The 21,255-nt window shown below is 37.5% G+C and carries 22 protein-coding genes; 7 read left to right on the top strand and 15 right to left on the bottom strand.

All coding sequences use genetic code 11. The features are described 5' to 3' along the window. Nucleotides 1-79: 79 nt before the first annotated feature. From J2Z32_RS02700 to J2Z32_RS02675, 6 genes are all read right to left on the bottom strand, one after another. Nucleotides 80-718: an NAD(P)-dependent oxidoreductase gene (locus J2Z32_RS02700; RefSeq protein WP_210087624.1), complete on the bottom strand. Its 639-nt coding sequence runs from the start codon at nucleotides 716-718 to the stop codon at nucleotides 80-82. A gap of 61 nt (nucleotides 719-779) precedes the next feature. After that, nucleotides 780-1,640, bottom strand: coding sequence for a VOC family protein (locus J2Z32_RS02695; protein ID WP_210087623.1), 861 nt, complete (start codon nucleotides 1,638-1,640; stop codon nucleotides 780-782). A gap of 257 nt (nucleotides 1,641-1,897) precedes the next feature. After that, nucleotides 1,898-2,341, bottom strand: a complete 444-nt coding sequence (locus J2Z32_RS02690; RefSeq protein WP_210087622.1) for an Rrf2 family transcriptional regulator — start codon at nucleotides 2,339-2,341, stop codon at nucleotides 1,898-1,900. Between the two features lie 138 nt (nucleotides 2,342-2,479). Beyond that, the gene (locus tag J2Z32_RS02685; protein WP_210087621.1) at nucleotides 2,480-2,947 is read right to left on the bottom strand and encodes a hypothetical protein; all 468 of its coding nucleotides are present in this window, start codon (nucleotides 2,945-2,947) and stop codon (nucleotides 2,480-2,482) included. A gap of 118 nt (nucleotides 2,948-3,065) precedes the next feature. Beyond that, nucleotides 3,066-4,181, bottom strand: a complete 1,116-nt coding sequence (locus tag J2Z32_RS02680; RefSeq protein WP_210087620.1) for an AI-2E family transporter — start codon at nucleotides 4,179-4,181, stop codon at nucleotides 3,066-3,068. Between the two features lie 24 nt (nucleotides 4,182-4,205). Next, nucleotides 4,206-4,481, bottom strand: a complete 276-nt coding sequence (locus J2Z32_RS02675) for a hypothetical protein (protein ID WP_210087619.1) — start codon at nucleotides 4,479-4,481, stop codon at nucleotides 4,206-4,208. 105 nt (nucleotides 4,482-4,586) lie between these two features. Here J2Z32_RS02675 and J2Z32_RS02670 point away from each other — a divergent pair, with 105 nt between their 5' ends. Together J2Z32_RS02670 and J2Z32_RS02665 are read left to right on the top strand one after the other, a co-directional pair. After that, nucleotides 4,587-5,939, top strand: coding sequence for a TrkH family potassium uptake protein (locus J2Z32_RS02670; RefSeq protein ID WP_210087886.1), 1,353 nt, complete (start codon nucleotides 4,587-4,589; stop codon nucleotides 5,937-5,939). Nucleotides 5,940-6,035: 96 nt separating this feature from the next. After that, entirely contained in the window at nucleotides 6,036-7,268 is a 1,233-nt protein-coding gene (locus tag J2Z32_RS02665; protein ID WP_210087618.1) for an aminopeptidase, read from the top strand. 78 nt (nucleotides 7,269-7,346) lie between these two features. On the opposite strand, the gene J2Z32_RS02660 is transcribed toward J2Z32_RS02665, so the two are convergent. The 5 genes from J2Z32_RS02660 to J2Z32_RS02640 all read right to left on the bottom strand — a co-directional run bounded on the left by J2Z32_RS02660 (nucleotide 7,347) and on the right by J2Z32_RS02640 (nucleotide 12,208). Then, on the bottom strand, nucleotides 7,347-8,645 hold the full coding sequence (locus tag J2Z32_RS02660) for a hemolysin family protein (RefSeq protein WP_245251118.1): 1,299 nt from the start codon (nucleotides 8,643-8,645) through the stop codon (nucleotides 7,347-7,349). Nucleotides 8,646-8,823: 178 nt separating this feature from the next. Beyond that, a complete protein-coding gene (locus J2Z32_RS02655) occupies nucleotides 8,824-9,237 on the bottom strand; it encodes a DUF2500 domain-containing protein (protein WP_210087617.1) in 414 nt (137 codons plus the stop codon). A 173-nt stretch (nucleotides 9,238-9,410) separates the two neighbouring features. Next, the gene (locus tag J2Z32_RS02650; RefSeq protein ID WP_210087616.1) at nucleotides 9,411-9,599 is read right to left on the bottom strand and encodes a hypothetical protein; all 189 of its coding nucleotides are present in this window, start codon (nucleotides 9,597-9,599) and stop codon (nucleotides 9,411-9,413) included. Nucleotides 9,600-9,754: 155 nt separating this feature from the next. After that, complete coding sequence (locus tag J2Z32_RS02645) at nucleotides 9,755-11,047, bottom strand: WD40/YVTN/BNR-like repeat-containing protein (protein WP_210087615.1); 1,293 nt, start codon at nucleotides 11,045-11,047, stop codon at nucleotides 9,755-9,757. Nucleotides 11,048-11,113: 66 nt separating this feature from the next. After that, the gene (locus J2Z32_RS02640; RefSeq protein ID WP_245251117.1) at nucleotides 11,114-12,208 is read right to left on the bottom strand and encodes a polysaccharide deacetylase family protein; all 1,095 of its coding nucleotides are present in this window, start codon (nucleotides 12,206-12,208) and stop codon (nucleotides 11,114-11,116) included. A gap of 384 nt (nucleotides 12,209-12,592) precedes the next feature. Here J2Z32_RS02640 and J2Z32_RS02635 point away from each other — a divergent pair, with 384 nt between their 5' ends. The 3 genes from J2Z32_RS02635 (at nucleotide 12,593) to xerS (ending at nucleotide 15,533) form a co-directional block, all read left to right on the top strand. Next, nucleotides 12,593-13,519, top strand: a complete 927-nt coding sequence (locus tag J2Z32_RS02635) for an L-lactate dehydrogenase (RefSeq protein WP_210087614.1) — start codon at nucleotides 12,593-12,595, stop codon at nucleotides 13,517-13,519. A 247-nt stretch (nucleotides 13,520-13,766) separates the two neighbouring features. Further along, the gene (locus tag J2Z32_RS02630; RefSeq protein ID WP_210087613.1) at nucleotides 13,767-14,435 is read left to right on the top strand and encodes a spermine/spermidine synthase domain-containing protein; all 669 of its coding nucleotides are present in this window, start codon (nucleotides 13,767-13,769) and stop codon (nucleotides 14,433-14,435) included. 18 nt (nucleotides 14,436-14,453) lie between these two features. Beyond that, nucleotides 14,454-15,533 (top strand): tyrosine recombinase XerS, encoded by a 1,080-nt coding sequence (xerS, locus tag J2Z32_RS02625; RefSeq protein WP_210087612.1) that lies wholly within the window; start codon nucleotides 14,454-14,456, stop codon nucleotides 15,531-15,533. A gap of 147 nt (nucleotides 15,534-15,680) precedes the next feature. Here the strand turns inward: xerS and lpdD are convergent, their stop codons facing one another. The 3 genes from lpdD to J2Z32_RS02610 are packed head-to-tail and all read right to left on the bottom strand — an operon-like array spanning nucleotide 15,681 to nucleotide 17,664. Beyond that, nucleotides 15,681-16,010, bottom strand: coding sequence for a prenylated flavin chaperone LpdD (gene lpdD, locus J2Z32_RS02620; RefSeq protein ID WP_245251116.1), 330 nt, complete (start codon nucleotides 16,008-16,010; stop codon nucleotides 15,681-15,683). 23 nt (nucleotides 16,011-16,033) lie between these two features. Continuing rightward, on the bottom strand, nucleotides 16,034-16,966 hold the full coding sequence (locus tag J2Z32_RS02615) for a dihydroorotate dehydrogenase (RefSeq protein ID WP_210087611.1): 933 nt from the start codon (nucleotides 16,964-16,966) through the stop codon (nucleotides 16,034-16,036). Next, nucleotides 16,963-17,664 carry a dihydroorotate dehydrogenase electron transfer subunit gene (locus J2Z32_RS02610; protein WP_210087610.1) on the bottom strand — a complete coding sequence of 234 codons (702 nt, stop codon included), beginning with the start codon at nucleotides 17,662-17,664 and terminating at the stop codon, nucleotides 16,963-16,965. Before J2Z32_RS02610 ends, J2Z32_RS02615 begins: the two co-directional genes overlap by 4 nt. Before the next feature lie 196 nt (nucleotides 17,665-17,860). On the opposite strand from J2Z32_RS02610, the gene J2Z32_RS02605 reads away from it, so the two are divergent. Then, on the top strand, nucleotides 17,861-18,697 hold the full coding sequence (locus tag J2Z32_RS02605; protein ID WP_210087609.1) for a polysaccharide deacetylase family protein: 837 nt from the start codon (nucleotides 17,861-17,863) through the stop codon (nucleotides 18,695-18,697). A 20-nt stretch (nucleotides 18,698-18,717) separates the two neighbouring features. Here the strand turns inward: J2Z32_RS02605 and J2Z32_RS02600 are convergent, their stop codons facing one another. Then, entirely contained in the window at nucleotides 18,718-19,401 is a 684-nt protein-coding gene (locus J2Z32_RS02600; RefSeq protein ID WP_210087608.1) for a 3D domain-containing protein, read from the bottom strand. 109 nt (nucleotides 19,402-19,510) lie between these two features. Here J2Z32_RS02600 and J2Z32_RS02595 point away from each other — a divergent pair, with 109 nt between their 5' ends. Then, nucleotides 19,511-21,253, top strand: a complete 1,743-nt coding sequence (locus tag J2Z32_RS02595) for an alpha-glycosidase (RefSeq protein WP_210087607.1) — start codon at nucleotides 19,511-19,513, stop codon at nucleotides 21,251-21,253. Nucleotides 21,254-21,255: the final 2 nt, after the last annotated feature.

Raw genomic sequence — 21,255 nt, 5'->3', positions numbered from 1 at the left:
CTAAACATTAGAAGATCGCTAACAATTACATATCATACTTAGAAAATTAAAATAAGTGATAATATCTAAGTATTATTTATTAAGATTCCGACACAATTGTAAAGCGTTGGTTAAGATGCTGGGGTTGTTCAATCTCATCGATGACCGCTACAGCAAAATCCTCATAGCTAACATAGCTTTCGCCTTTGGAATTTACAAGTAAATGATCCATTCCCTTTTCATATGCACCGGTGCGTTCACCTACTGCAAAGTTAGCGGATGGGCTTATGAATGTCCAAGTGATGCCTTTTGTATCTTGTAACGCTAATAAATTTTTAAGCTGATTTGAAGCTGTAGGCTTGAAAAGGTCTGGGAAATCAGGGGTATCTACGACACGCAATGTTTTCTCTTCATCTACAAATAAGCTACCCGCACCACCAACCACAATGAGCCGCGTATTTGGTACAGCCTTTAAAATATCAATTAGCTTGTCACCCGCATCTACATGTAAATGCTCTTCCCCAAATGGTGCACCAAAAGCATTAACAATCACATCAAAATGCTCGATATCTTCACTTGTTAACTCAAAAATATCTTTTTCAATCACTGCTAAAGATGGATCGGCAAGCTTGGAGGCATTTCTCACAATTGCCACAACCTCATGGCCTCTTGTTTTAGCTTCTTGTGCAATTCTACTCCCTGCTCGCCCTGTTGCGCCAATTACTCCGATTTTTGCCATTTATAATTCCTCCTAAGAATAATAGTAAATTGATGATAAAATGCTGTAAATCAACTCAAATTTAAGCTTCTACACTTAGCTTTACGCCTACGCCAAAAGGTGCATTTAATGTCACGTTAGTCCCTTTTTGGTCATAGCTGATATTTGCTTGGTTTAAACGCCCAACGACCTCTTCTAATGCTGCTGAATTAGGTAAAACAATGGTGAAATATTTAATTCCAACGGCATGCTCTGGGGTAGGTGGAGCATCTTTTCCTGCCCATATGTTCAGTCCGATATGATGGTGATACCCACCGGCAGCGATAAACAACGCTTGATTTCCATAGGTGGATGTCTGCTCGAAGCCTAATACATCACAATAAAACTGCTTAGCCACGTCAAGATTTCCAACATGGAAGTGGACATGGCCAATTACAGTACCCGCAGGTAGCCCTTGCCATGATAAGCCCCCAGATGCTTTAAGCAAGCCGTCTACATCCACAGGGTCAGTCCCCATTCTTACGCTTCCATCGAGATTGACATGCCAAGTATTACGAGGGCGGTCTCTGTAGATTTCAATTCCATTTCCATCAGGATCATTTAAATATAATGCTTCACTTACTTCATGATCTCCTTGACCAAGTGGAACATTATGCTTCGCTAAATTTCGTAGCACTAATCCTAATGAAGCCTGATCAGGTACTAAAATAGCGAAGTGATACAGACCTGAATGAGATTGCGCTGGTAAAATTTCAAAAGTAGGATCTGCTTCAATAATTAGCAAGGTTTGATTGTCTATGGTCGCAAATTCAACAATATTTTGCTTGCGCTCTATCGCACGTAAACCAATCACGTCCTCATAAAACCGAACTGATTTATCAAGATCTGTCACTTTAATATGCACTGGACCAAGCTTTGTAGCAGGATGCAATGACTTTGACATAAAAACACCTCCTAATTTTATAAACAAAGTGAATAAAGTTATATTTGAAAAAGCTAGCTACATATCGAGATGTAGTAAGTATTACGGTTGTAACTTCGTTAGTTACAACTCCTGTAACTATTATAGTTACAACTATTTTGTTTGTCAATATATTGAGTTATACTCCTATACCGATTTTTTATTTAATTAAATTCAAAGAAAGAAGGCCATCCGTCTAGGATAACCTTCTATGGTAGTTCGCCAATACTGGCTTATTATTATGTTTCATCAAATTGGGCAGATTTATCCGCGATATCATCTACAATTTGTTTTAATGTCACATGCTTTAATTGGTCTTCCATCGCTCTTTGTGCCATCGTAAAAATAGGTTCAATTGAGCTTTGAATATTTTTACCCACATTACAATCCGGGTTCGGACTGTCATGGACAGCAAACAAGGCATCCTGATTCACGACCTGAACGGCACGATAAATATCAAGCAGGTTGATTTCCTGAAGTGGTTTTGCTAGTTTACTTCCCGCAACACCTGGTTTAACATCAACAAGTCCTGCCTTATTAAGCATTCCAATGATTCGACGAATGACAACAGGGTTGGTATTGACGCTGCTAGAAAGATATTCTGAAGTGCTTATGCCATCTTTGTTAAATTCGAGTAATGTTAAAATGTGAATAGCAACCGCAAATCTAGAGCTGATTGTCATAATCTCCCTCCCCTTTTTAAGCTAATTAAATATGTAACTATCTTAGTTACAACTAATAGAATTGTCAAATGCGAAAAAAGAATAACACCATTTAGCTAAGCTCCCTAGTGTTATTCTCTCCACAATTTTAATACAGCATCATTCGTATACTAAAATATCCTTTAGTTGTTTTGCCTGTTCAATATATGGCCCTTCAGATAAATTATTAAAAGCCAAATGCGTTGCACGTAAGCTTAACAATTTATCTCCTACATTCACACCAAATTGATGCCAAGTACTTGCAGGCAAAGTAATATAACGGTCCCTATTTAAATATGTCCAACAAAAGGTTCGTTCTTTAAATGTAATCGTCTGTCCTTCAGGGATACTAAAATTAAGCAAATTAGGAAGGCTCGAAAAAACAGACGCTAAAGGTGAATTAGCAATAAGCTCCTTACACACAACACTAAAGCCCTTATTGGTGTTACGTCCCGTCATTAAAATGATTTTGGAATCTGGTTTAATATTATACTCCTGCAAGGCACGTTCTGGCAGGTAGAAAGATCCATCTGGGAGTATTTTGCTCCATGCATAAAAATACTTTGCACCTCTGGCATTTATAGCCACTTATATCATCCCCCAAGAACTAAATGTTAATCAGTCTTTCATTAGATTAATCATCTCGTAGCTAAGGGGAAGTTGATATGATTTTCATCACGATTTGTTTAGAAATAAGAAACTTGAACTATGATTTAGGCAATATTTCTTCTATTTCTGGCTCGACTTTTTTGTTAGAATAAAATGTTTTGTATAGTTGAACAATTAATATTTTTGCGATCAAATAGGCAGGTATGGCAAGGATCAATCCTAAAATACCACCAAAATCCCCTGCGATTAGGAGTAAGATCACTGTAGTCAAAGGGTGAATACTCACTGTTTTTCCGTAAATATAAGGTGAGATCAAATTCCCTTCAATTTGCTGTGCTGCAACGACAACAACAATGGTCCACAGTGCCATCGATGGAGATACAGTAAATGCGACAATGACAGAAGGAATCGCTCCAAGCAGTGCCCCAAAATAAGGGATAAAGCTAAATAATGCCCCAACGACGGAGAGCAAAAGAGCGTAAGGCAAACCAATAATCGCAAATCCAATAAACGATAACACACCAAGGAATAATGCACCTAACATTCGGCCTGCGATAAAGCCCTTTAGTGCCCCATCCATCTCGTGTATTGTTTCCTTGCCCTCTTCCTGATATTTTACAGGCAACATATTGACTAGGAGTGGATTAACCCGATCATCATCCTTGAGCATATAGTACAGCATAATCGGGACAGTACCAATAATGATAATAAAATCATTCAAAAATGAAAATACTTGTGACATGTAGCCTGTTGCAAATTGGAACGTTGTACCTACATAATCTGACAATTTTTTAGTTAAATCTGTATTTACATCTTTTCCCTCACCAACAAAATAAGAGAACAATTTGCTATCTCTAAGCAAATCGAGTTGTACTTGCAGCTCTTTAATAATTTTAGGAAGGTTGTTAATGAATTCTGAAATTTGATATTGCAAAGGCGGTAAAATAACGATCAAAAACAACGTGATCACACCTGCAAATAATAAATAAATTAACAAAATAGATGTTATTTTATTTAGTTTGCGGTTCGTTAAGAAGCCCACTACAGGTCTTAATAAATAATATAGAAAACCTGAAATTGTGAGTGGAACGATAATTATACGAAATAATGTAACGAACGGGTTAAAAATAAAGCTTACTTTAGACAACAAAAAAACGATAGTTAAAATCATAATCGTTCCTAAAGTTATTCGAAAAAACCGCTTCTCAAGCAAAGAACCACCTCCAGCTAGTAAAGTTTAAATGTCTGTTTCATCCATACTGTTCCAAGCAGCATCTAATAATTGATCAAAATCTTCATCACTTTGTTCAATATGAGCATCTACAGCTAACAGCAACTCTTCATTACCAGGCTCATCGGCATAATGTAAGCTATAGTCCCAGTCCTTTCCCCTTTTGCTGAAAAAAGTGATTTCATATTTCGTAGGATCCTCATTCGCCTGAAATATTGTTTTTCCTAAAAATGAACCATCCGCCTCTTTTTTCATGGAAGCTGCGACAACATTTATTTTCATTATTTATGATTCTCCTTTATCTTTTCTTCCATATAGCTTACAATATCTTATCATGTTTTATACTAATATCAAGATGTTATCCTAGAGGTGGAATAAAAATTGAACATAAAATCAAAAAAACAAATCTCCTATCTTTCGCCGGCGAAAGTTTTAACCTATGGCTTTGCGATTATAATAATTTTGGGCACATTTTTGCTTTCCTTAGATATTGCTTCTATCAACGGTTCTGGAATCAAGCTTGTTGATGCTTTTTTTATCGCAACGTCTGCAACCTGTGTCACAGGGCTTGTCGTCGTTGATATTGGCACTCAGTTTTCTGTCTTTGGACAACTTGTTGTGATGGTTCTTACCCAAATTGGTGGACTTGGCTTTATGGCGCTAGGTACACTTATCGCGCTTGCATTTAACCGTCGTATTTCGTTGCGAGAACGACTTGTTTTGCAGGAATCGATGAATTACAACTCTATGGGGGGACTCATTACCCTTATGCGCAGAGTACTCTTATATTCACTTGTCATCGAAGGTGTGGGCGCAGTTTTATTAGCGGCTCGCTGGTCATTTGATATGCCGATTGGAAAAGCTCTATACTTCGGATTATTTCATAGTATTTCAATTTTTAATAATGCTGGCTTTGATTTGTTTGGACAAATACATGGTCCATTTTCAGGCATGGGTAAATACATTGGGGACCCCTTTGTCAATGTCATTTTGATGGTGCTTATTTTTCTAGGTGGGATTGGTTTTATTGTCATATCTGATCTGTTAAATTATCGTACAACTAAGCAATTGTCGCTCCACTCCAAAGTGGTATTAACGATGTCTGGCTCTTTAATACTTGTTGGCGCAATGCTATTTTTAATTATGGAATGGTCTAACCCAGCAACACTTAAGCTTCTTACGCTTAAGGATGATATTCTTGCCTCCTTCTTTCACTCCATCAGTGCTAGATCAGGTGGTGTAAGCACGTTATCGATTTCAGACTTACGTCATTCTACTCAATTTTTACTTATTATTTTAATGTTTATTGGGGCTGCTCCTGGTTCTACAGGCGGCGGGATTAAGGTTACGGTGTTTGCCATATTGCTTGGTGCCATCTATGCGATGCTACGAGGAAAACAGGATATCGTCTTCTTTCGCAAAAGGCTATCAAAGGAATCCATTTTACGGGCGATTACGCAAACTTGGCTAGCGCTTTTTCTAGTTGTATTTATAGCGATGATTTTATCCGTTGTTGAATCTAGAGATTTTCTCGTTCTGTTATTTGAAACGACCTCTGCCTTTAGTACGGCAGGACTAACGCTTGATTTGACGCCAGATCTAACAAATTTAAGTAAAATTATATTGTGTCTGGTGATGTTCCTTGGACGTGTTGGCCCGATGACGATGGCGTATGCCATTACTGCTAGCTCTGGGAAGGAATCATATCGCTTACCTGAGGGCAAAATTACTATTGGATAAAAAAAATTAACCATTGTTCAAAATAAAATAGATACGAAAGCGTAAACGTAGTACACTAGTAAAGTTAAGTTAAAAAATTGGTTTGGAGGTATTTTTATGGATAACTTTGAGCAAAGCTTACACAAATATGCAGAACTTGCTGTTAAGGTAGGTGCGAATGTTCAAAAGGGACAAACCCTTATCATTAATACGTCTCTTGATGCAGCGGAGCTAGTACGTCTGATTGTAAAACAAGCGTATGAACAAGGAGCTTACCATGTTAAGGTAAATTGGAGTGATGATACAGTTACTCGTTTACGTTATGATATGGCGGCAGAGGAATCGTTTCTTGATGAGCCTAAATGGTATGCGGGTGAAATGCTTGAGCTTGTTCAAAAAGGCGCGGCTGTGCTACATATCGTCTCTTCTGATCCAGACCTATTAAATGGTGTGTCTACCCAAAGACTACAAAATCATCAGATTACGTACAGAAAAGCAATGACCACGTATCGTGAGCTACAAATGTCCGATAAATTCAGCTGGTCTATTATTGCTGTTCCAAGTAAAGCTTGGGCTGCTAAAGTGTTCCCCCACCTTCCTGAAGATCAACAGGTGGACGCACTATGGGAAGCTATTTTCAAAGCTGTGCGGGTTGATCAACCGGATCCGATTGCTGCTTGGGAACAGCATATTGCGAATTTGTCCAGTAAAGCAGCATATTTAAACGACAAAAATTATAAAAAGCTCCACTATATTGCACAAGGAACAGATTTAACGATTGAATTGCCAGAGGGCCATTTGTGGGTAGCTGCGGATAGCATCAATAAGGATGACAATTCATTCTTAGCTAATTTACCAACAGAAGAAGTGTTCACAGCACCTTTGAAAACAGGTGTTAATGGAACAGTATCTAGCACTAAACCACTTAGCTATAGTGGCAACATTATTGATGAATTTACAATTACGTTTAAGGATGGAAAAATTGTTGACTGTTCTGCTAAGGTTGGAGAAGCTTCATTGAAGCAATTAGTTGAACTCGACGAAGGCTCTAGCTATTTAGGTGAGGTTGCACTTGTGCCTCATGGCTCACCTATTTCACAATCTGGAGTATTATTTTACAATACTTTATTTGATGAAAATGCATCCAATCATTTAGCAATCGGGTGCTCATATGCCTTTAATTTAAAAGGTGGAAAAGAAATGGCGAAAGAGCAATTAGAGCAAGCTGGTATGAACCAAAGCTTAGCGCATGAAGATTTTATGATTGGCTCTGCTGACATGGATATATTCGGAATTACAGCGGATGGAACAAAGGAACAAATCTTTGCAAAAGGTAATTGGGCATTCTAATGAAAGCTCAAAAAAAGATCAGGTGTTATCTGTACTAACAGATGCCCTGATCTTTTTAGCTTTACAATACTGAAATGATTAACTGCTTAATTCCTCAAGCTGAGCATACGATTCTTCTCGTATTAGCCTAATACGGGCGATACGTTTGTGATCCAATTCTTCTACTGCAAATAGGAAGTCTTTATATTGGAAGCTCGCCCCTTGTCTTGGAGGCAATACAGGTAACCGTGAATATAACCAACCACCAATCGTGTCATACCCTTCAGAATCCAAATCTAAGTCAAAGATATGATTAATGGAATCAATCAGCATCAAACCATCCACAGAATATGCATTTCCTGTCTGTTCAACACTTGGTCGTTCCTCATCAAACTCATCTTGAATTTCGCCAACAATTTGCTCCACAATATCCTCTAAGGTCACCATGCCTGATGTACCACCATATTCATCAATTAAAATTGCTATTTGCGACTTGGTACGTTGTAATCTCTTCATTAGTGTACTAATCGGAATGGATTCAGGCACTGCCATGATTGGACGTAAAAACTCCATATACTGCTGCTCGTTGCTCTTGATGAGATCTTTTATATGAAAAAATCCAATAATATGATCTTTATCCTCATCACATACGGGATAACGTGTTCTCGTTCCTTCGAGCGCTACATTTAAGTTTTCCTCTAACGTATCTTGAATATATAAGCATTGCATTTCCGTTCGAGGAATCATTATTTCTTTGGCTGTTGTATCTGCAAATTCAAATATGTTATCAACCAAAGACATTTCAGTGCTGTCGAGTAATCCACGTTCACTGCTTTCCTTCATCATGATTCTAATCTCATCCTCGGTATGAAGCTGAGTTTGCCCAGAAGAAGGCGTAACACCTACAATTTTAAGTACTGTCGTAGATATTTTTTGCAGTAGCCAAACAAGTGGATACATTAGACTGAAAAACAATTTCATCGGTCTAGCAAACCACATTACAATGCTTTCAGCCTTTAAAATGGCTACGGTTTTGGGGGCAAGTTCACCAAATACGATATGCATTATAGCAATAAATAAAAATGCGATGGTTAGTGAGATTACTGACATTATTCCGCCCTGGAGCCCAAGCATTTCGAATACCGGATATAGTAGTGACGTAATAATGGGCTCACTCAGCCAACCTAAGCCTAAGGAGCATAATGTAATACCGACTTGACATGCAGATAAATATTGCTCAAGCCGCCCAAGCATACCTTTTACAATGATGGCTCGCTGTTTTCCCTCTTCTGCCAAAGCATTTATACGATGGTGACGTACTTTGACAATGGCATACTCAATGGAAACAAAAAAACCATTTAGTAAAATAAGTAATACCATAAAACCTAAAAGCATCATACTCGGTAAAGGGTCATCGTTCAATACAGTCCCTAATTCCTTATCCAGAAATTAGGAGCACCTCCTTTATGTAATCAATTTTATTGATTTGATACTATTATACACTACATAGTCAAACTGCTCAGTATGCAGTTAATGTTAAGCTCAAATTTAACTTCAAATGATTACCAAAAAGAAGTTAAACATCATATCTGTGAATTTCCCTTAGATTGTCCTGATAACTTCTCACGATGCGATCAAAGCCTTCAAATCTTTTGCCTCTGAAGGTTAGCTTTCCAGTATCGCCTTCTGTATGCTGGCCAAATACTGAGCCACTCACCTTAAATTCTAAACGTTCGCCACCTTCTACTTCAAACGTAAGATAATAAGTACTATCTGAACGATTAACAGATGTATCTGAATCAAAATAATGAGATACTTCAGTTCTTTTTGCGATAATGGTGGAACTAACTATAAGTAAAGGTTGCTTGCTGTCAGAGTAATATCGTCTAATGCTGCTCGAGGCTAAGATAACGATGATGCCTAAAATAACAACAATAAATATAGGAAAAGCCAAATTCATGACCCCGAACATTTCACCCCATGTCTGCATATCTTCTCCTCCTCCTTGCAAGTGTACCAATCACTGATGTATATGCACGCCTGCTTGTCCGCAATGCACAAAATAATGATGATCCTAACCGATTTTATGACAAAATAAATAGCCTTTGAGCACTTCATTGTATGAAGGTCAAAGGCTATTGAACAATCTTATATAATTTTAGATTAAGCATAGTAGAATTGTAGCAATTGTTGTGTTTCATTTTCATTATCGGCTTGATTATCAAGTAATCCTTGTCTAGTCCAACATTCCATACATGCATCCTCTGTTGTGCACAAATGAGCATCTTCACAAGTATAGCAAAATTGAAGTAAGTTGCGAGTAACTACAGTTTCATGGTTGTTATTTTTCATTATAATCACTCCTAAATTAATTTATATAGCTTAGCTCTTAATGTGATTTTTTTCACTTATTCCTTACAAGTTAAATATATCACAAACTTTAAGTAATACATGTGATAAATTTCACAATTGTGTGAACATTTAAACGGTGGCTTTGGGCGTGCTGTTTAGAGCACGCTCCAATTGGCTCCACCGTCGGTAGTTTGAAGTAATAAAGAGCGTTTTTGATCACTTTTAGCAACAAGCAACCATCCTACTTTAGATGTGAAAAATTGTAGCTTTACGACTTCTGGATAGTCTTTCATAATCTTTTTTAATGTTGAGCTTTCAGGTAGGGTTGTCCAATTCTTACCTTGATTCGTCGTATGATAGATTGTAGCATTATGAATACTCCATCCCTCATGCTCATTTAAAAATACAGGGCTTAAGCTTTCATTCACTCCAGATTGCCAAGGTAAATCAAAGCTAACAAAGCTCCAGCTTTTTCCTGCATCCTTCGTAAAATACCCGTTATATTTCGTCTTATCTCCACGAACACAGCCCACTGAAATCCAAACATTAGCACTTTGCTTCGTAAACGCAGAAATAACTCCGATTTTAAATTGATCCTGTGACTCATATTTAGAGCGATCAAAGAAATTATCTTGTACCTTCCAATCAATACCACCATCATCGGTAACATATAAATTTGGTTCACCATTTTCTATAACAGTTGCATAACCTCGCTCAGCATTACTAAAATCCATAGAAATAAAGCTGGCTTCCTTAGGAAGAACATTTTCTCGTTTTGTTTCATTCGGTAAAGTATCATTTTTCATATTAACGACCCAAGTTGCCCCGCCATCTTCAGTTTCAAATAACATTTTCGCTTCCTTCTCAGACCCTTGATCAGCCGTCGTCATAATCCAGCCATGCTTCGGATTAATAAAATCAATGGCCGCAATTTCTAAAGAATTAGCTATAGAAGATAACTTCCAGGTTAAACCACCATTTATTGTTCTTAAAATTATGATTTGATCAGAGCCAACGGATCTTCGTACAATCCAACCATGATCCGGATCAGTAAAATATATTTCTTGCCCGTATTTTGGATTACTTGGAAATTGTATGGCAGAGGATGGTGAAATATTGGTCCAAGTTACACCATTGTCCTTCGTGGAGTATAACCTAAGCTCACCTCTTGTTGTTCCCCATGCCAAACCAGTAGAAGCACTTAATAGCTGAAAATCAGTTAATCTGGTCTGAATCTGATATTTAGGGCCATCTGGCTTGGTATCTCCTGTAGAAATATTACTTGGTGATGGCTCTAAGTTAGTAACAGTAATCGTTTGACCTTCCTCTGCTGGCTCCTGTTTTTGTTCAGGAGCATTAGCTTCTGGCTTGGATGAACTGCAGCCTACGATTACAAGTTGAAATATAATGAATAATGCAATATATTTACGCCATGGCTTCAACAGCATAAACCTCACTTCCTATACTTGATGCAGATTCAAAAAAATTAAATCTAAATCTCGTCTTTATATCGTTTATAAACGTTTGTCTTTAGCAAAATTAACTGACAAATGATGGTCAGGCTTATACACTGCAAATGAATACCCTTTTTTCTGGGCATATTCGATGATCTCTGGCAACACTTTGACCGTTTGCTCACGCTCATGCATTAAAATGACTTCTGTATTAAGCGTTAGGTGTTTCTTCACTACCTGTACAATTTTATCAGGGTTACGTGGATATCTCCAATCGTTAGAATCAAGAGTCCAATCCCACATTTTAAAGCCTGCTTTTACAATATCGTCTCTAAACTTTTTGTTTATGTTTGGCGCACTACCATAAGGTGGGCGAATAAGAACAGGTTTAGTTCCAATAATATCCTCTACAAGTCCTTGTTCTTTTTTGAATTCATTAATAAAGTTAGCTGAGCTTCCACTTTTGTATAATTTTTTAGCGTTATGACTCATACTATGAAGACCTACATAATGTCCAGCAGCAGCAGTGTCCTTTAGGGCTTGTTCATTGCCTTTAAGATTAGAGCCAATTGCAAAAAAAGTTGCATGGACACCGTATTTATCTAAGATTTTAAGAATCGCTTCTGTATGCTCATTAGGTCCATCGTCAAATGTAAGATAAACTGTTTTTGGTCCTTTTTTGTCCTTATCCGTGATCGGATTTGTATTTGAGTTGTTGTTATTTGTATTTTGACTATTTTGTGATCCATTATTGCTTCCGTTTATTGCTTCATTATTATTAGGGTTATTTTCCTTCCCATTTTCAGACTCATCGTCATTATTTTTTTCTTTGTCAGAGTCTTTGTCCTTATCTTGATCTTTATTATCTACAGCTGGTGTTTTGCTAGCCTCGTTTGGATCATTTGGGTTACTATTTGGATCTACTTCCTTGGTTGGAGACTCGTTAGGAGCAGTTAATTTAGGTGTTACTACTGTGGCTTCCTGCTTTACCGTATCATTATTTCCTAACATTCTAATTGCTAGAAAAACTACAAAAACTAGTGCTATAACTGAAAGGGACAACCCTAGTATTTTCACTGTTTTTTTCTTTTTTTTATTTTGTGCATTTAGTTTATCTAATGCTTTTTTTGTCTCTACTCTACTTATGTACGACATTTGATTCTCACCAAAATCCTCTCCGTTTTTTATCTATTACTAGAATAATACAAAATATGATGATCGTCCTTACAGAAAAGTTACATCTCTGGTTACAATGTCATCATAATACCAATATTTCTACAAAAAGTCGTTGGTAAAATGTCGCATTTTGAGTAGTTCTAATAGACACATCGCCTCTTTTTTCGAGGAAATCTACTTTTCTTTTACATTATACTAGATTGTATATTTGTACTCTAATTTTTTTGTTTTGTTTCGATAATTGGTAAGATTTACTTTAAAATTTTAGTGATTAATGTACAATAAGAGTGAGATTATAATATAAAAGTTAAAAAACTTTAAATCTTTTTATTAATCAGATTAATTATTAAGGAGATGAAATTAATGACAACTGAATTACGCTCCAGCAGGGTAGTGATTATTGGAACAGGTGCAGTCGGAACCACAACAGCGTATACCTTATTTTTAAGGGAGCGTGTTTCTGAATTAGTGCTTATTGATGCCAACAAGGAGAAAGCACTTGGCGAAGCACTGGACATGAATCATGGATTACCTTTTACAGGTGGGGTGAAGTTATGGGCTGGGGATTATAGTGACTGTGCCCAAGCGGATATTATTATTATTGCAGCTGGTGCTTCTCAACGTCCAGGCGAAACCAGAATTGATTTATTGAAAAGAAATGCAGATATTTTTGATCAAATTATTAAAAATATTGTGAAATATAACAATCATGGCATTATTTTAGTTGCTACCAATCCAGTTGATATTTTGTCTTATGTTTCCTTAAAGAAAAGTGGCTTCCCCTCCAATCGAGTTATCGGTTCAGGTACATTATTGGACAGCGCCCGGTTCCGTTATTTAATTGGTCAAAGCAAAGGTATAAATCCACGTAGCATCCACGCCCATATTATTGGTGAGCATGGTGACTCAGAGCTTCCTCTGTGGAGCCTAGCAAATGTGGCAGGGATTGGTTTGGAATTTACTGAAGAAGAGCAAAAGGAAATTTTTAATAACACAAAAAATGCCGCCTATGAAATTATCAATGCAAAAGGCGCTACATTTTATGCGATCGCCTTAGCACTGGATCGGATTGTGGTCTCCATTTTGCAAGATGAGGGCTCAGTATTAAATGTATCGACTTTACTGACAAATTATAACGGGGTTTCAGATGTTTATCTTGGTGTCCCAAGTATTGTTGATCGTAATGGGGTCCGTAAAGTGCTTGATCTTGAGCTTAACAATGAGGAATTAGCCCAATTCCAACAGTCAGCTGAAAAGTTAAAAAGTGCGATTGCTGAGTTGTCCTTGTAACTACACTAATACAAGAAAACTATTTTTATATGTAGTCCTTGTTGGGTTCTTATTTTGCCAATGAGGACTTTTAAACATGTAAATGCGCAATATGAGCTTATAAGAAGTATGTAGCATAGCCAATATTGTTTTTCTATTATGAATTTTTCATATAATGATTTATTATAAACAGTTAGATTGACAGTTGTTCATTAACGTACTAATCTGATATATGGAACGCTTTTTTTAGCTTTGGAGGTGTTTTATTATGAATCATTTAAATGAACCTGCGGTACTTATTGAACGTTGTTCCTCTTCTCGTGGAGAAATTCAGCTTCAGCGGCGTGGTGAATATTATGAAGTGATTAGTAATGGGACTTTCTTAATGGCTACATATAATGGGGAGTCTGAACGTCTGCTAGTCAAGGCTGCACTTGATCGGTGTCAGTCACCGCAATATGTGCTGATTGGTGGCTTAGGCGTGGGCTTTTCTCTACAAGAGGTTTTAAAGGATGAACGACTTAAACAAGTCACGGTCGTAGAAATTGATGAAAACGTCATTAAATGGAATTCTTCATGGCTAGCTAAGTCCAATCATAATGCGACGGGTGATGCTAGATGTCATCTTATTCATGCTGATATGATTACTTGGATGAAGGAAACAACGATGAAGTTTGATTTAATTTGTTTAGATATCGACAATGGTCCAGACTGGGTTGTTTATGATGAGAACTGTTCCCTTTACAATCAAGCAGGACTACAGACATTACAATCTCTAATGCGTCCTGGCGGATGCATCACGTTCTGGAGTGCAACTGCCTCCCCTGAGTTTGTACTACTCCTTCGTTCATTTTTTGGAAAAGATGCTGTTGAAGTTACAGAAGTAACACAGCAACGTGGTGAACCTGACTATATTTTTATTGTGAATCCATCGTAAAAAGGAGGGTTAACAAATATGAGCATTCAGAAGATCGCTGATCGAAAAAAAGTAGATAAGCATGTATTAGAAATGCCGTGGTTTGTTCAGCAATTTATTGATTATAAGCTCCCTGACCTCTCCCCTTCTACACTGCTGGAATACATTCGTGATTATGAGCAATTTTTTAACTGGTTACGTGCTGAAGGTTTATCCCAAGCATCTGCAAATACAGAGGTAACCTTAACCGAGCTTGAAGTTTTACGGATGGAAAGCATCGTCGCTTATCGATTACATCTGGCTACCCGTTTAGAGGGAACAAATTCTAAAATTACGATTTCTCGTAAAATGTCCTCGTTACGATCATTATTTCATTATTTGAGTCAAATTGCAGAGGATGATGACTTTTATCCTTTATTAAAACGTAATATTATGGCTAAGGTTGAAATCAAACGTACCCACAAGCCTAAAGATACTGCTGCTAAACTAAGGGGTAAAATATTAGAGGAAGATGAATTGATTGAATTTATAGGCTATATTGCAGAAGGGTACCGAGTAGATATCGAAAATAATAAACAAGCCCTATACGCATATGAACTAAATAAAGAACGTGATGCCTGTATCGCCAGTCTTATACTTAATTCGGGTCTTCGTGTATCAGAGGTTGTGAATTTGAATCTGGATGACCTTGATCTTGACAACAAGCTGATCTATGTATACCGTAAGGGCAATAATGATGAGACGTTTAAAACACCGGTATATTTTCGGGAGCAATCTAAGGACGACTTAACACAATACTTAAAGTTAAGAACAACAAGATACAAAACACCTAAAAAGGAAAAGGCATTATTTGTCGCAATTCCAAATGGTAAGCAAGAAGGTAATCGAATGAGTAAGCGTGCGATACAAGCGATGATTATTAAGTATGCCAAACGCTTTGGTAAACCTTATCTTACCGTTCACAAATTGCGTCACTCCTTTGCAACCGACTACTATTTGCAAAATGATATTTACAAAACAAAAGAGCAACTAGGACATGCTTCTACAGAAACAACTGAAATTTATGCTCATCTTACGGATAAAACGATGTCTGAGGCAATTGAAAGACGGGGAGATTAAATATTTGATTCATTTGATTCTGGCGTAGCCGTTAAAACGGGCTTCTTGGTTGTAATCTACTTTATTGTGATTACAGCAAAGAAGCCCGTTTCATATTCTTGTTTGATACGAAAGGTTATATTCAGATTTAATATCTAATTGAACTGATTAATGGTTATATGATTGCAGGAATTGTTGAAACAATTCCTCCACCCGATCTGAAATTTGTAAAATCTGTGCTTTGTTGAGGTTGTCATAATGAATTCCCATCACGACGCTTACGGTACATTGAAGTTGATTAGCTGCACGTTCAGCGATACTTTCAGTTAACGTATGTTCTTTATGATGTGGAATAGCTATAGTTTCAACCTGACATTGACCATCATGCCAATATGCAGTCGAAGTGGCACCAATATGTGCTTCACCCCCAGTGATGAGCAATAACACATCTCTACCCGCTTCAATCACTTCTAGCTTAATATCTTGAAATGTCATCATGACCATCCCCCTATAAGTTCTTCTTAAATAATTCCACGAATTTCATCTAGGCAACTAATTTTTTCAGCTTGCATCCATGCTTCAAGATCCTGAAGTAATTGTGTGCCTGCATGCAGATTCATAAAATTATATGTGCCAACTTGTATGACCTCTGCACCTGCCATTATAAATTCAATAATATCAGTTGCACTTGTAATTCCGCCCATCCCCATCACTGGTATAGTAACAGCCTTACAAACTTGATGTACCATTCTAAGTGCAATTGGCTTAATCGCAGGACCTGACAATCCTGCATACGTATTATCAAACACACTACGACGTTGCTTGATATCAATCTTCATGGCAGAAAACGTGTTAACTAGGGACACGCCATCTGCACCTTCCTCCTGACACATGACAGCCATACCAACAATGTCTTCGGCATTTGGAGATAGCTTGATCACTAATGGGAGTGATATCGTTTCACGTATTTTACGTACAACCTCTCTAGCTACTTCCGTTTTGATCCCGTACGCCATTCCACCTGCTTTAACATTTGGACACGATATGTTTAATTCGATCATATCAACAGCTTGTTTATTAGAAGCAACACGTTTTAGGTTATCCTCGTGAATTAATCTCGCACCCTCCACATAATCTTCGATCGTATTTCCGCCAAGATTGGCAATCCGAACAAGATCAAGACTTTCCCATTCGGGACATTCTTCTTGGAGAAAACGTTCAACACCAGGATTTTCTAATCCTACACTATTGAGCATCCCAGAAGGGGTCTCATATACTCTAATCCCTTCATTACCTGGCTTAGCATTTAACGTTAAGCCTTTACCAGATATGCCCCCAAGCTTATTAATATCATACAACTTGCCATATTCCTGGCCAAAGCCAAACGTACCAGAAGCCATAATAATCGGATTTTTGAATTGAATTCCAGCGATATTACAGGACAAATCTATCATGCTAAGATCACCTCCTCTGCACGAAAAACAGGGCCATCCGCACATGCCTTTTTACGCTTGTCCACACACTTAACACTGCAAACTAGACATGCACCTACCCCACAGGCCATCCGATTTTCAAGGGACACATATACATCTGCTTTACTATTTGTATGTAGCTGCTTTTGCTGAACAGCTCTAAGCATGGGATGAGGGCCACAGGAGAAAATATAATCATATTCATAGAAATCTACCTGATCTAATATAATACCTCCGATATTAACTTCAACCTTCCCCGTTGTTGCTTCTTGAAACTCCTCTATCATATACCCTTCCTTACTATAACCAAGATAAACATCAGCATGGGGAATGCTTCTAAGGGCATGATAAAAAGGCGCAATGCCAATTCCGCCACCAATAAATGCAACTTTAGCTTGTTCATGCACCTCAGGAAAACCATTACCAAATGGTCCATCCAATGAGATTGGATCACCTGGCTTTAGTTTAGAAAAGAGGCTTGTTCCTTCTCCTACAGCCAAATATAAAAATTCAATATAATTTTCGTCAAGATCAAAAATACTTAAAGGCCTGGACAATACAGGATAGTTATCCCAAGCTCTTAGCATATAAAACTGCCCCATCTTACCTGCAAACTGACCTGCTACTCTCATTCGGAACACACTAGGTGCTACTTCTAAGTTTGTGATAACCTCTGCCATGTTCTCTCCCCTTCCTATCGCAACCAAACACTGCATATTAAGATGCAATTTTTCTCCCGTTAAGTCTGTGATATTAATCACATTATAGCACAATGAACCTAATAAAGCGTATAAATTCACAATGTTAACAAAACTCATTATAAAAATCAAAAAAAAGGGCATAACATTAAGACATCACTCAAAGGAGATTATTTCAATGCGGATATGTAAGACATCTATTTTGCTTGCGTTGTGCCTATTCATTACAAGCCCTATATGTGTATATGCTACTAGCAATTCTAATCATTTAGTTCAGACATCTAACCCCATTGTTAATATTGAAGATCAACAGGAGGATATTCCTGTTTCAAGTCGACCTTTAAAATTAAAAGATTTAAGAAAAAAATACCCAGATACATTTAAATTTCAAGGGCCGCATGTTCAGCAAATTGCCTTAACCTTTGATGATGTTCCGGATTCTAGATTTACCCCCAAGGTTCTCGATCAATTAAAACGACAAGGGGTTAAAGCTACTTTTTTTATCGTAGGTCATCGTGCTCAAAAACATCCTGATTTAGTTCGTAGAATTCATGCAGAAGGTCATATTATCGGTAACCATTCTTATACACACCCTCAGTTTAAACGGCGCACAGCCAAACAATTCGAAGTTGAAATAAAAAAAACGGAAAAGATCATTGAAGATATTATTGGTTACCGTCCTAAGCTGATCCGTCCTCCTTATGGTGAGATTAATGAAGCTCAATTGAAGTGGGCTCAAAAAAATGGTTATTGCGTCGTAAATTGGAACGTGGATTCATTAGATTGGAAAGGCCTGAATAAGCAACAGGTAAAGAAGAATATAATGAAGGGAATTTCCCCAGGTGCGATTGTGCTACAACATGCAGGTGGTGGAACTAGCTCTACTTTAGATGGTACAGTACAGGCAATACCTGAAATTGTGCAAGCGATTAAAAAACGTGGTTATAAATTTGTTACCTTACCAGAGCTATTGCACACCTCAAAAGCAGTAATAAAAAAACAGCTTCCTAACTGAATAGGAAACTGTTTGCTGAATTAGTCTAAAATATAAAGCTTAACATCTTGAAATCCAAATGTGCTTACACTTGCCTGACTACCCGGAATAAAAATGTCGATGCGATTACCTTTAATTGCGCTTCCTTGATCTGTCGCTGTAGCAACAAACGCCTTTTTAGGTAAACCAGGATGACTATGGCCAGTCACTAGTACCTTAGTTCCCATCGGAATCACCTTAGGATCCACTGCGATAGTTCCTAGCTTTAACGGGCTACCAAAGTAGTCAACAGCACCCCACTTGCCATTTTCACTTGCTGCAGCAGAATATGCTGTTGCTCTCATATCAATGGTGCTTGAATAATTGAATGTTTTACCCCAAGCCTCAACTACCTTCTCGTTTGCAAAAACATTTAAGGATGGCTCAGGTGTGCCTGTGTTTGAATTTAAAATTTCAATATCCTTATTCGAAGATTGTGTTACTTTACCATCTGGAATCGTGATAGAGAGCCCTGCGTAAATATTGTTTGCTTCAATTGTGGGATTGGTATTCATCAATTTGTCCACATTCACATTATACTTTTGCGATAGCAAATAATAAGTATCTCCTTCTACCGTTGTATGTACAGTATCTGCATATACAGGTGCACTTTGTAGCAACAAGCTCACTGTGACTGAGGCAACAATTGGCTTCAGACTTTTAATTAAAAGTTTAGGTTTTAACATGATGTCCTCCTTTTGTTTTGCCTGTTTTAATATATCACATTTTTGTAACCAATTGCAGATGAAATTGTTTCCATTTTGTAATATTTAACTTAATTTTTGAGGTGATCCTATGTTGCTTGAAGCCTTTTATCATGTTCCACGAGACAAGTGGGCCTATGCCTACAATGAAAATACGATTCATTTACGAGTTAGAACAAAGCATCTAGATGTTGAAAAAGTAAATGTGTTAAGTGGAGATAAATATGATTGGGCTGGAACCTTTACTGAAATTCCCCTGGAAAAAATCGCACATGATGTCATGTTTGATTATTGGGAAACCGCTGTTACACCAAAATATAAGCGGTTGTCCTACTACTTTAGTTTGAGCGCTGGTTCTGAGACTCTCTTTTTATTGGATACGGGCATCCAGCATGAAACTCCGAATCCTCCAGAGCAATGTTTTGAATTTTCATATATTCATGAAATTGATGTATTTAAAGTTCCTGAGTGGGCAAAAAAAGCAATTTTTTATCAAATTATGCCTGATCGCTTTGCAAATGGAGATCCCTCGAATGATCCAGCGAATGTCGTAAGCTGGAATTCTATACCTGATAGACATAATTTTATGGGAGGAGATTTGCAGGGGGTAATCGATCATTTAGATTATTTGGTTGACCTAGGAATCAACGCGATCTACTTTACCCCACTATTTTTGTCTGATTCCAATCATAAATACGATACGATCGATTATAGGCAGGTTGACCCCCATTTTGGCAATAATGAATTACTTAAAGTACTTGTAAAAGCATGCCATGACCGTAACATTGCAGTTATTTTAGACGCGGTATTTAATCATTGTAGTGAAAAATTCCCTCCCTTTCAGGATGTATTAAAGTATGGGGAACAATCGAAATACAAGGATTGGTTTCATATACGTGAATATCCAGCCCAAATTAAGGACGGACGTCCAACGTATGATACGTTTGGATTTTTTGGTTATATGCCTAAATTTAATACAGCCAATGAAGAGGTACGGCAATACTTATTAGATATTGCACAATACTGGATTAAAGAGGCGCAAATTGATGGGTGGAGACTGGATGTTGCCAATGAGGTAGACCATCATTTTTGGCGACACTTTAGGCATGTGGTGAAGGAGGCTAATTCTGAGGCTTACATTATTGGTGAGGTGTGGAGTGATTCGTTAAATTGGCTGCTTGGCGATCAATTTGATTCTGTGATGAATTATCCCTTTGCAAATAAAGTACTACAATTTTTTAATGGCGGAATGGATGGATATCGATTTGCTTGTGAAATGGGCGGTTTAATTATGCGCTATCCGCAACAAACCAATGAGGTTATTTTCAATATGCTCTGTAGCCACGACACACCACGTTTATTAACAAGTGTAGGTGGTGATAAGCGTAAGCTGAAGTTATGTGTAGTCTTTTTGTTTACTTACATTGGAACACCTTGTATTTTTTACGGAGATGAGATTGGCTTAACAGGAGAAAGCGATCCGGACTGCCGCAAGGGCATGATCTGGGGTTCAGATCAACAGGATCATGAGCTTTATGATTTTTATAAATTAATGATTAAACTTCGTAAAAAGCATGATGCTTTAAGGCATGGACGTTTTTCCTTTTTAAAAGCTGAGATGGGAGATCCTTGTATTATCTATGAACGGATTGATCAAACCTTTCATTTTACAGTTTGGATCAATAATACCGACCAGACGGTTACATTAAGTCATCCTATGCTCACTAATGACTGGCGTGATGCACTTAGTGAAGATCTGCTTCACAGTGAACCAAATCAGCTAAATGTAACATTAGAACCGTATGGTTACCGTATTTTATATCGTAAGCTGTAGAG

The sequence above is a fragment of the Paenibacillus turicensis genome, assembly GCF_017873435.1.
GTDB classification, from domain to species: domain Bacteria; phylum Bacillota; class Bacilli; order Paenibacillales; family Paenibacillaceae; genus Fontibacillus; species Fontibacillus turicensis.
The sequence above is the reverse complement of the archived record's forward strand: the minus strand, read 5'-3'. Positions and strand labels throughout refer to the sequence as shown.

Bases quoted from the DNA above. Each gene is read 5' to 3' on its own strand.
- J2Z32_RS02700 (WP_210087624.1), bottom strand. From the start codon at position 718: ATGGCAAAAATCGGAGTAATTGGCGCAACAGGGCGAGCAGGGAGTAGA.
- J2Z32_RS02695 (WP_210087623.1), bottom strand. From the start codon at position 1,640: ATGTCAAAGTCATTGCATCCTGCTACAAAGCTTGGTCCAGTGCATATT.
- J2Z32_RS02690 (WP_210087622.1), bottom strand. From the start codon at position 2,341: ATGACAATCAGCTCTAGATTTGCGGTTGCTATTCACATTTTAACATTA.
- J2Z32_RS02675 (WP_210087619.1), bottom strand. From the start codon at position 4,481: ATGAAAATAAATGTTGTCGCAGCTTCCATGAAAAAAGAGGCGGATGGT.
- J2Z32_RS02665 (WP_210087618.1), top strand. From the start codon at position 6,036: ATGGATAACTTTGAGCAAAGCTTACACAAATATGCAGAACTTGCTGTT.
- J2Z32_RS02660 (WP_245251118.1), bottom strand. From the start codon at position 8,645: ATGATGCTTTTAGGTTTTATGGTATTACTTATTTTACTAAATGGTTTT.
- J2Z32_RS02655 (WP_210087617.1), bottom strand. From the start codon at position 9,237: ATGCAGACATGGGGTGAAATGTTCGGGGTCATGAATTTGGCTTTTCCT.
- J2Z32_RS02650 (WP_210087616.1), bottom strand. From the start codon at position 9,599: ATGAAAAATAACAACCATGAAACTGTAGTTACTCGCAACTTACTTCAA.
- J2Z32_RS02645 (WP_210087615.1), bottom strand. From the start codon at position 11,047: ATGCTGTTGAAGCCATGGCGTAAATATATTGCATTATTCATTATATTT.
- J2Z32_RS02640 (WP_245251117.1), bottom strand. From the start codon at position 12,208: ATGTCGTACATAAGTAGAGTAGAGACAAAAAAAGCATTAGATAAACTA.
- J2Z32_RS02635 (WP_210087614.1), top strand. From the start codon at position 12,593: ATGACAACTGAATTACGCTCCAGCAGGGTAGTGATTATTGGAACAGGT.
- J2Z32_RS02630 (WP_210087613.1), top strand. From the start codon at position 13,767: ATGAATCATTTAAATGAACCTGCGGTACTTATTGAACGTTGTTCCTCT.
- xerS (WP_210087612.1), top strand. From the start codon at position 14,454: ATGAGCATTCAGAAGATCGCTGATCGAAAAAAAGTAGATAAGCATGTA.
- lpdD (WP_245251116.1), bottom strand. From the start codon at position 16,010: ATGATGACATTTCAAGATATTAAGCTAGAAGTGATTGAAGCGGGTAGA.
- J2Z32_RS02615 (WP_210087611.1), bottom strand. From the start codon at position 16,966: ATGATAGATTTGTCCTGTAATATCGCTGGAATTCAATTCAAAAATCCG.
- J2Z32_RS02610 (WP_210087610.1), bottom strand. From the start codon at position 17,664: ATGGCAGAGGTTATCACAAACTTAGAAGTAGCACCTAGTGTGTTCCGA.
- J2Z32_RS02605 (WP_210087609.1), top strand. From the start codon at position 17,861: ATGCGGATATGTAAGACATCTATTTTGCTTGCGTTGTGCCTATTCATT.
- J2Z32_RS02600 (WP_210087608.1), bottom strand. From the start codon at position 19,401: ATGTTAAAACCTAAACTTTTAATTAAAAGTCTGAAGCCAATTGTTGCC.
- J2Z32_RS02595 (WP_210087607.1), top strand. From the start codon at position 19,511: ATGTTGCTTGAAGCCTTTTATCATGTTCCACGAGACAAGTGGGCCTAT.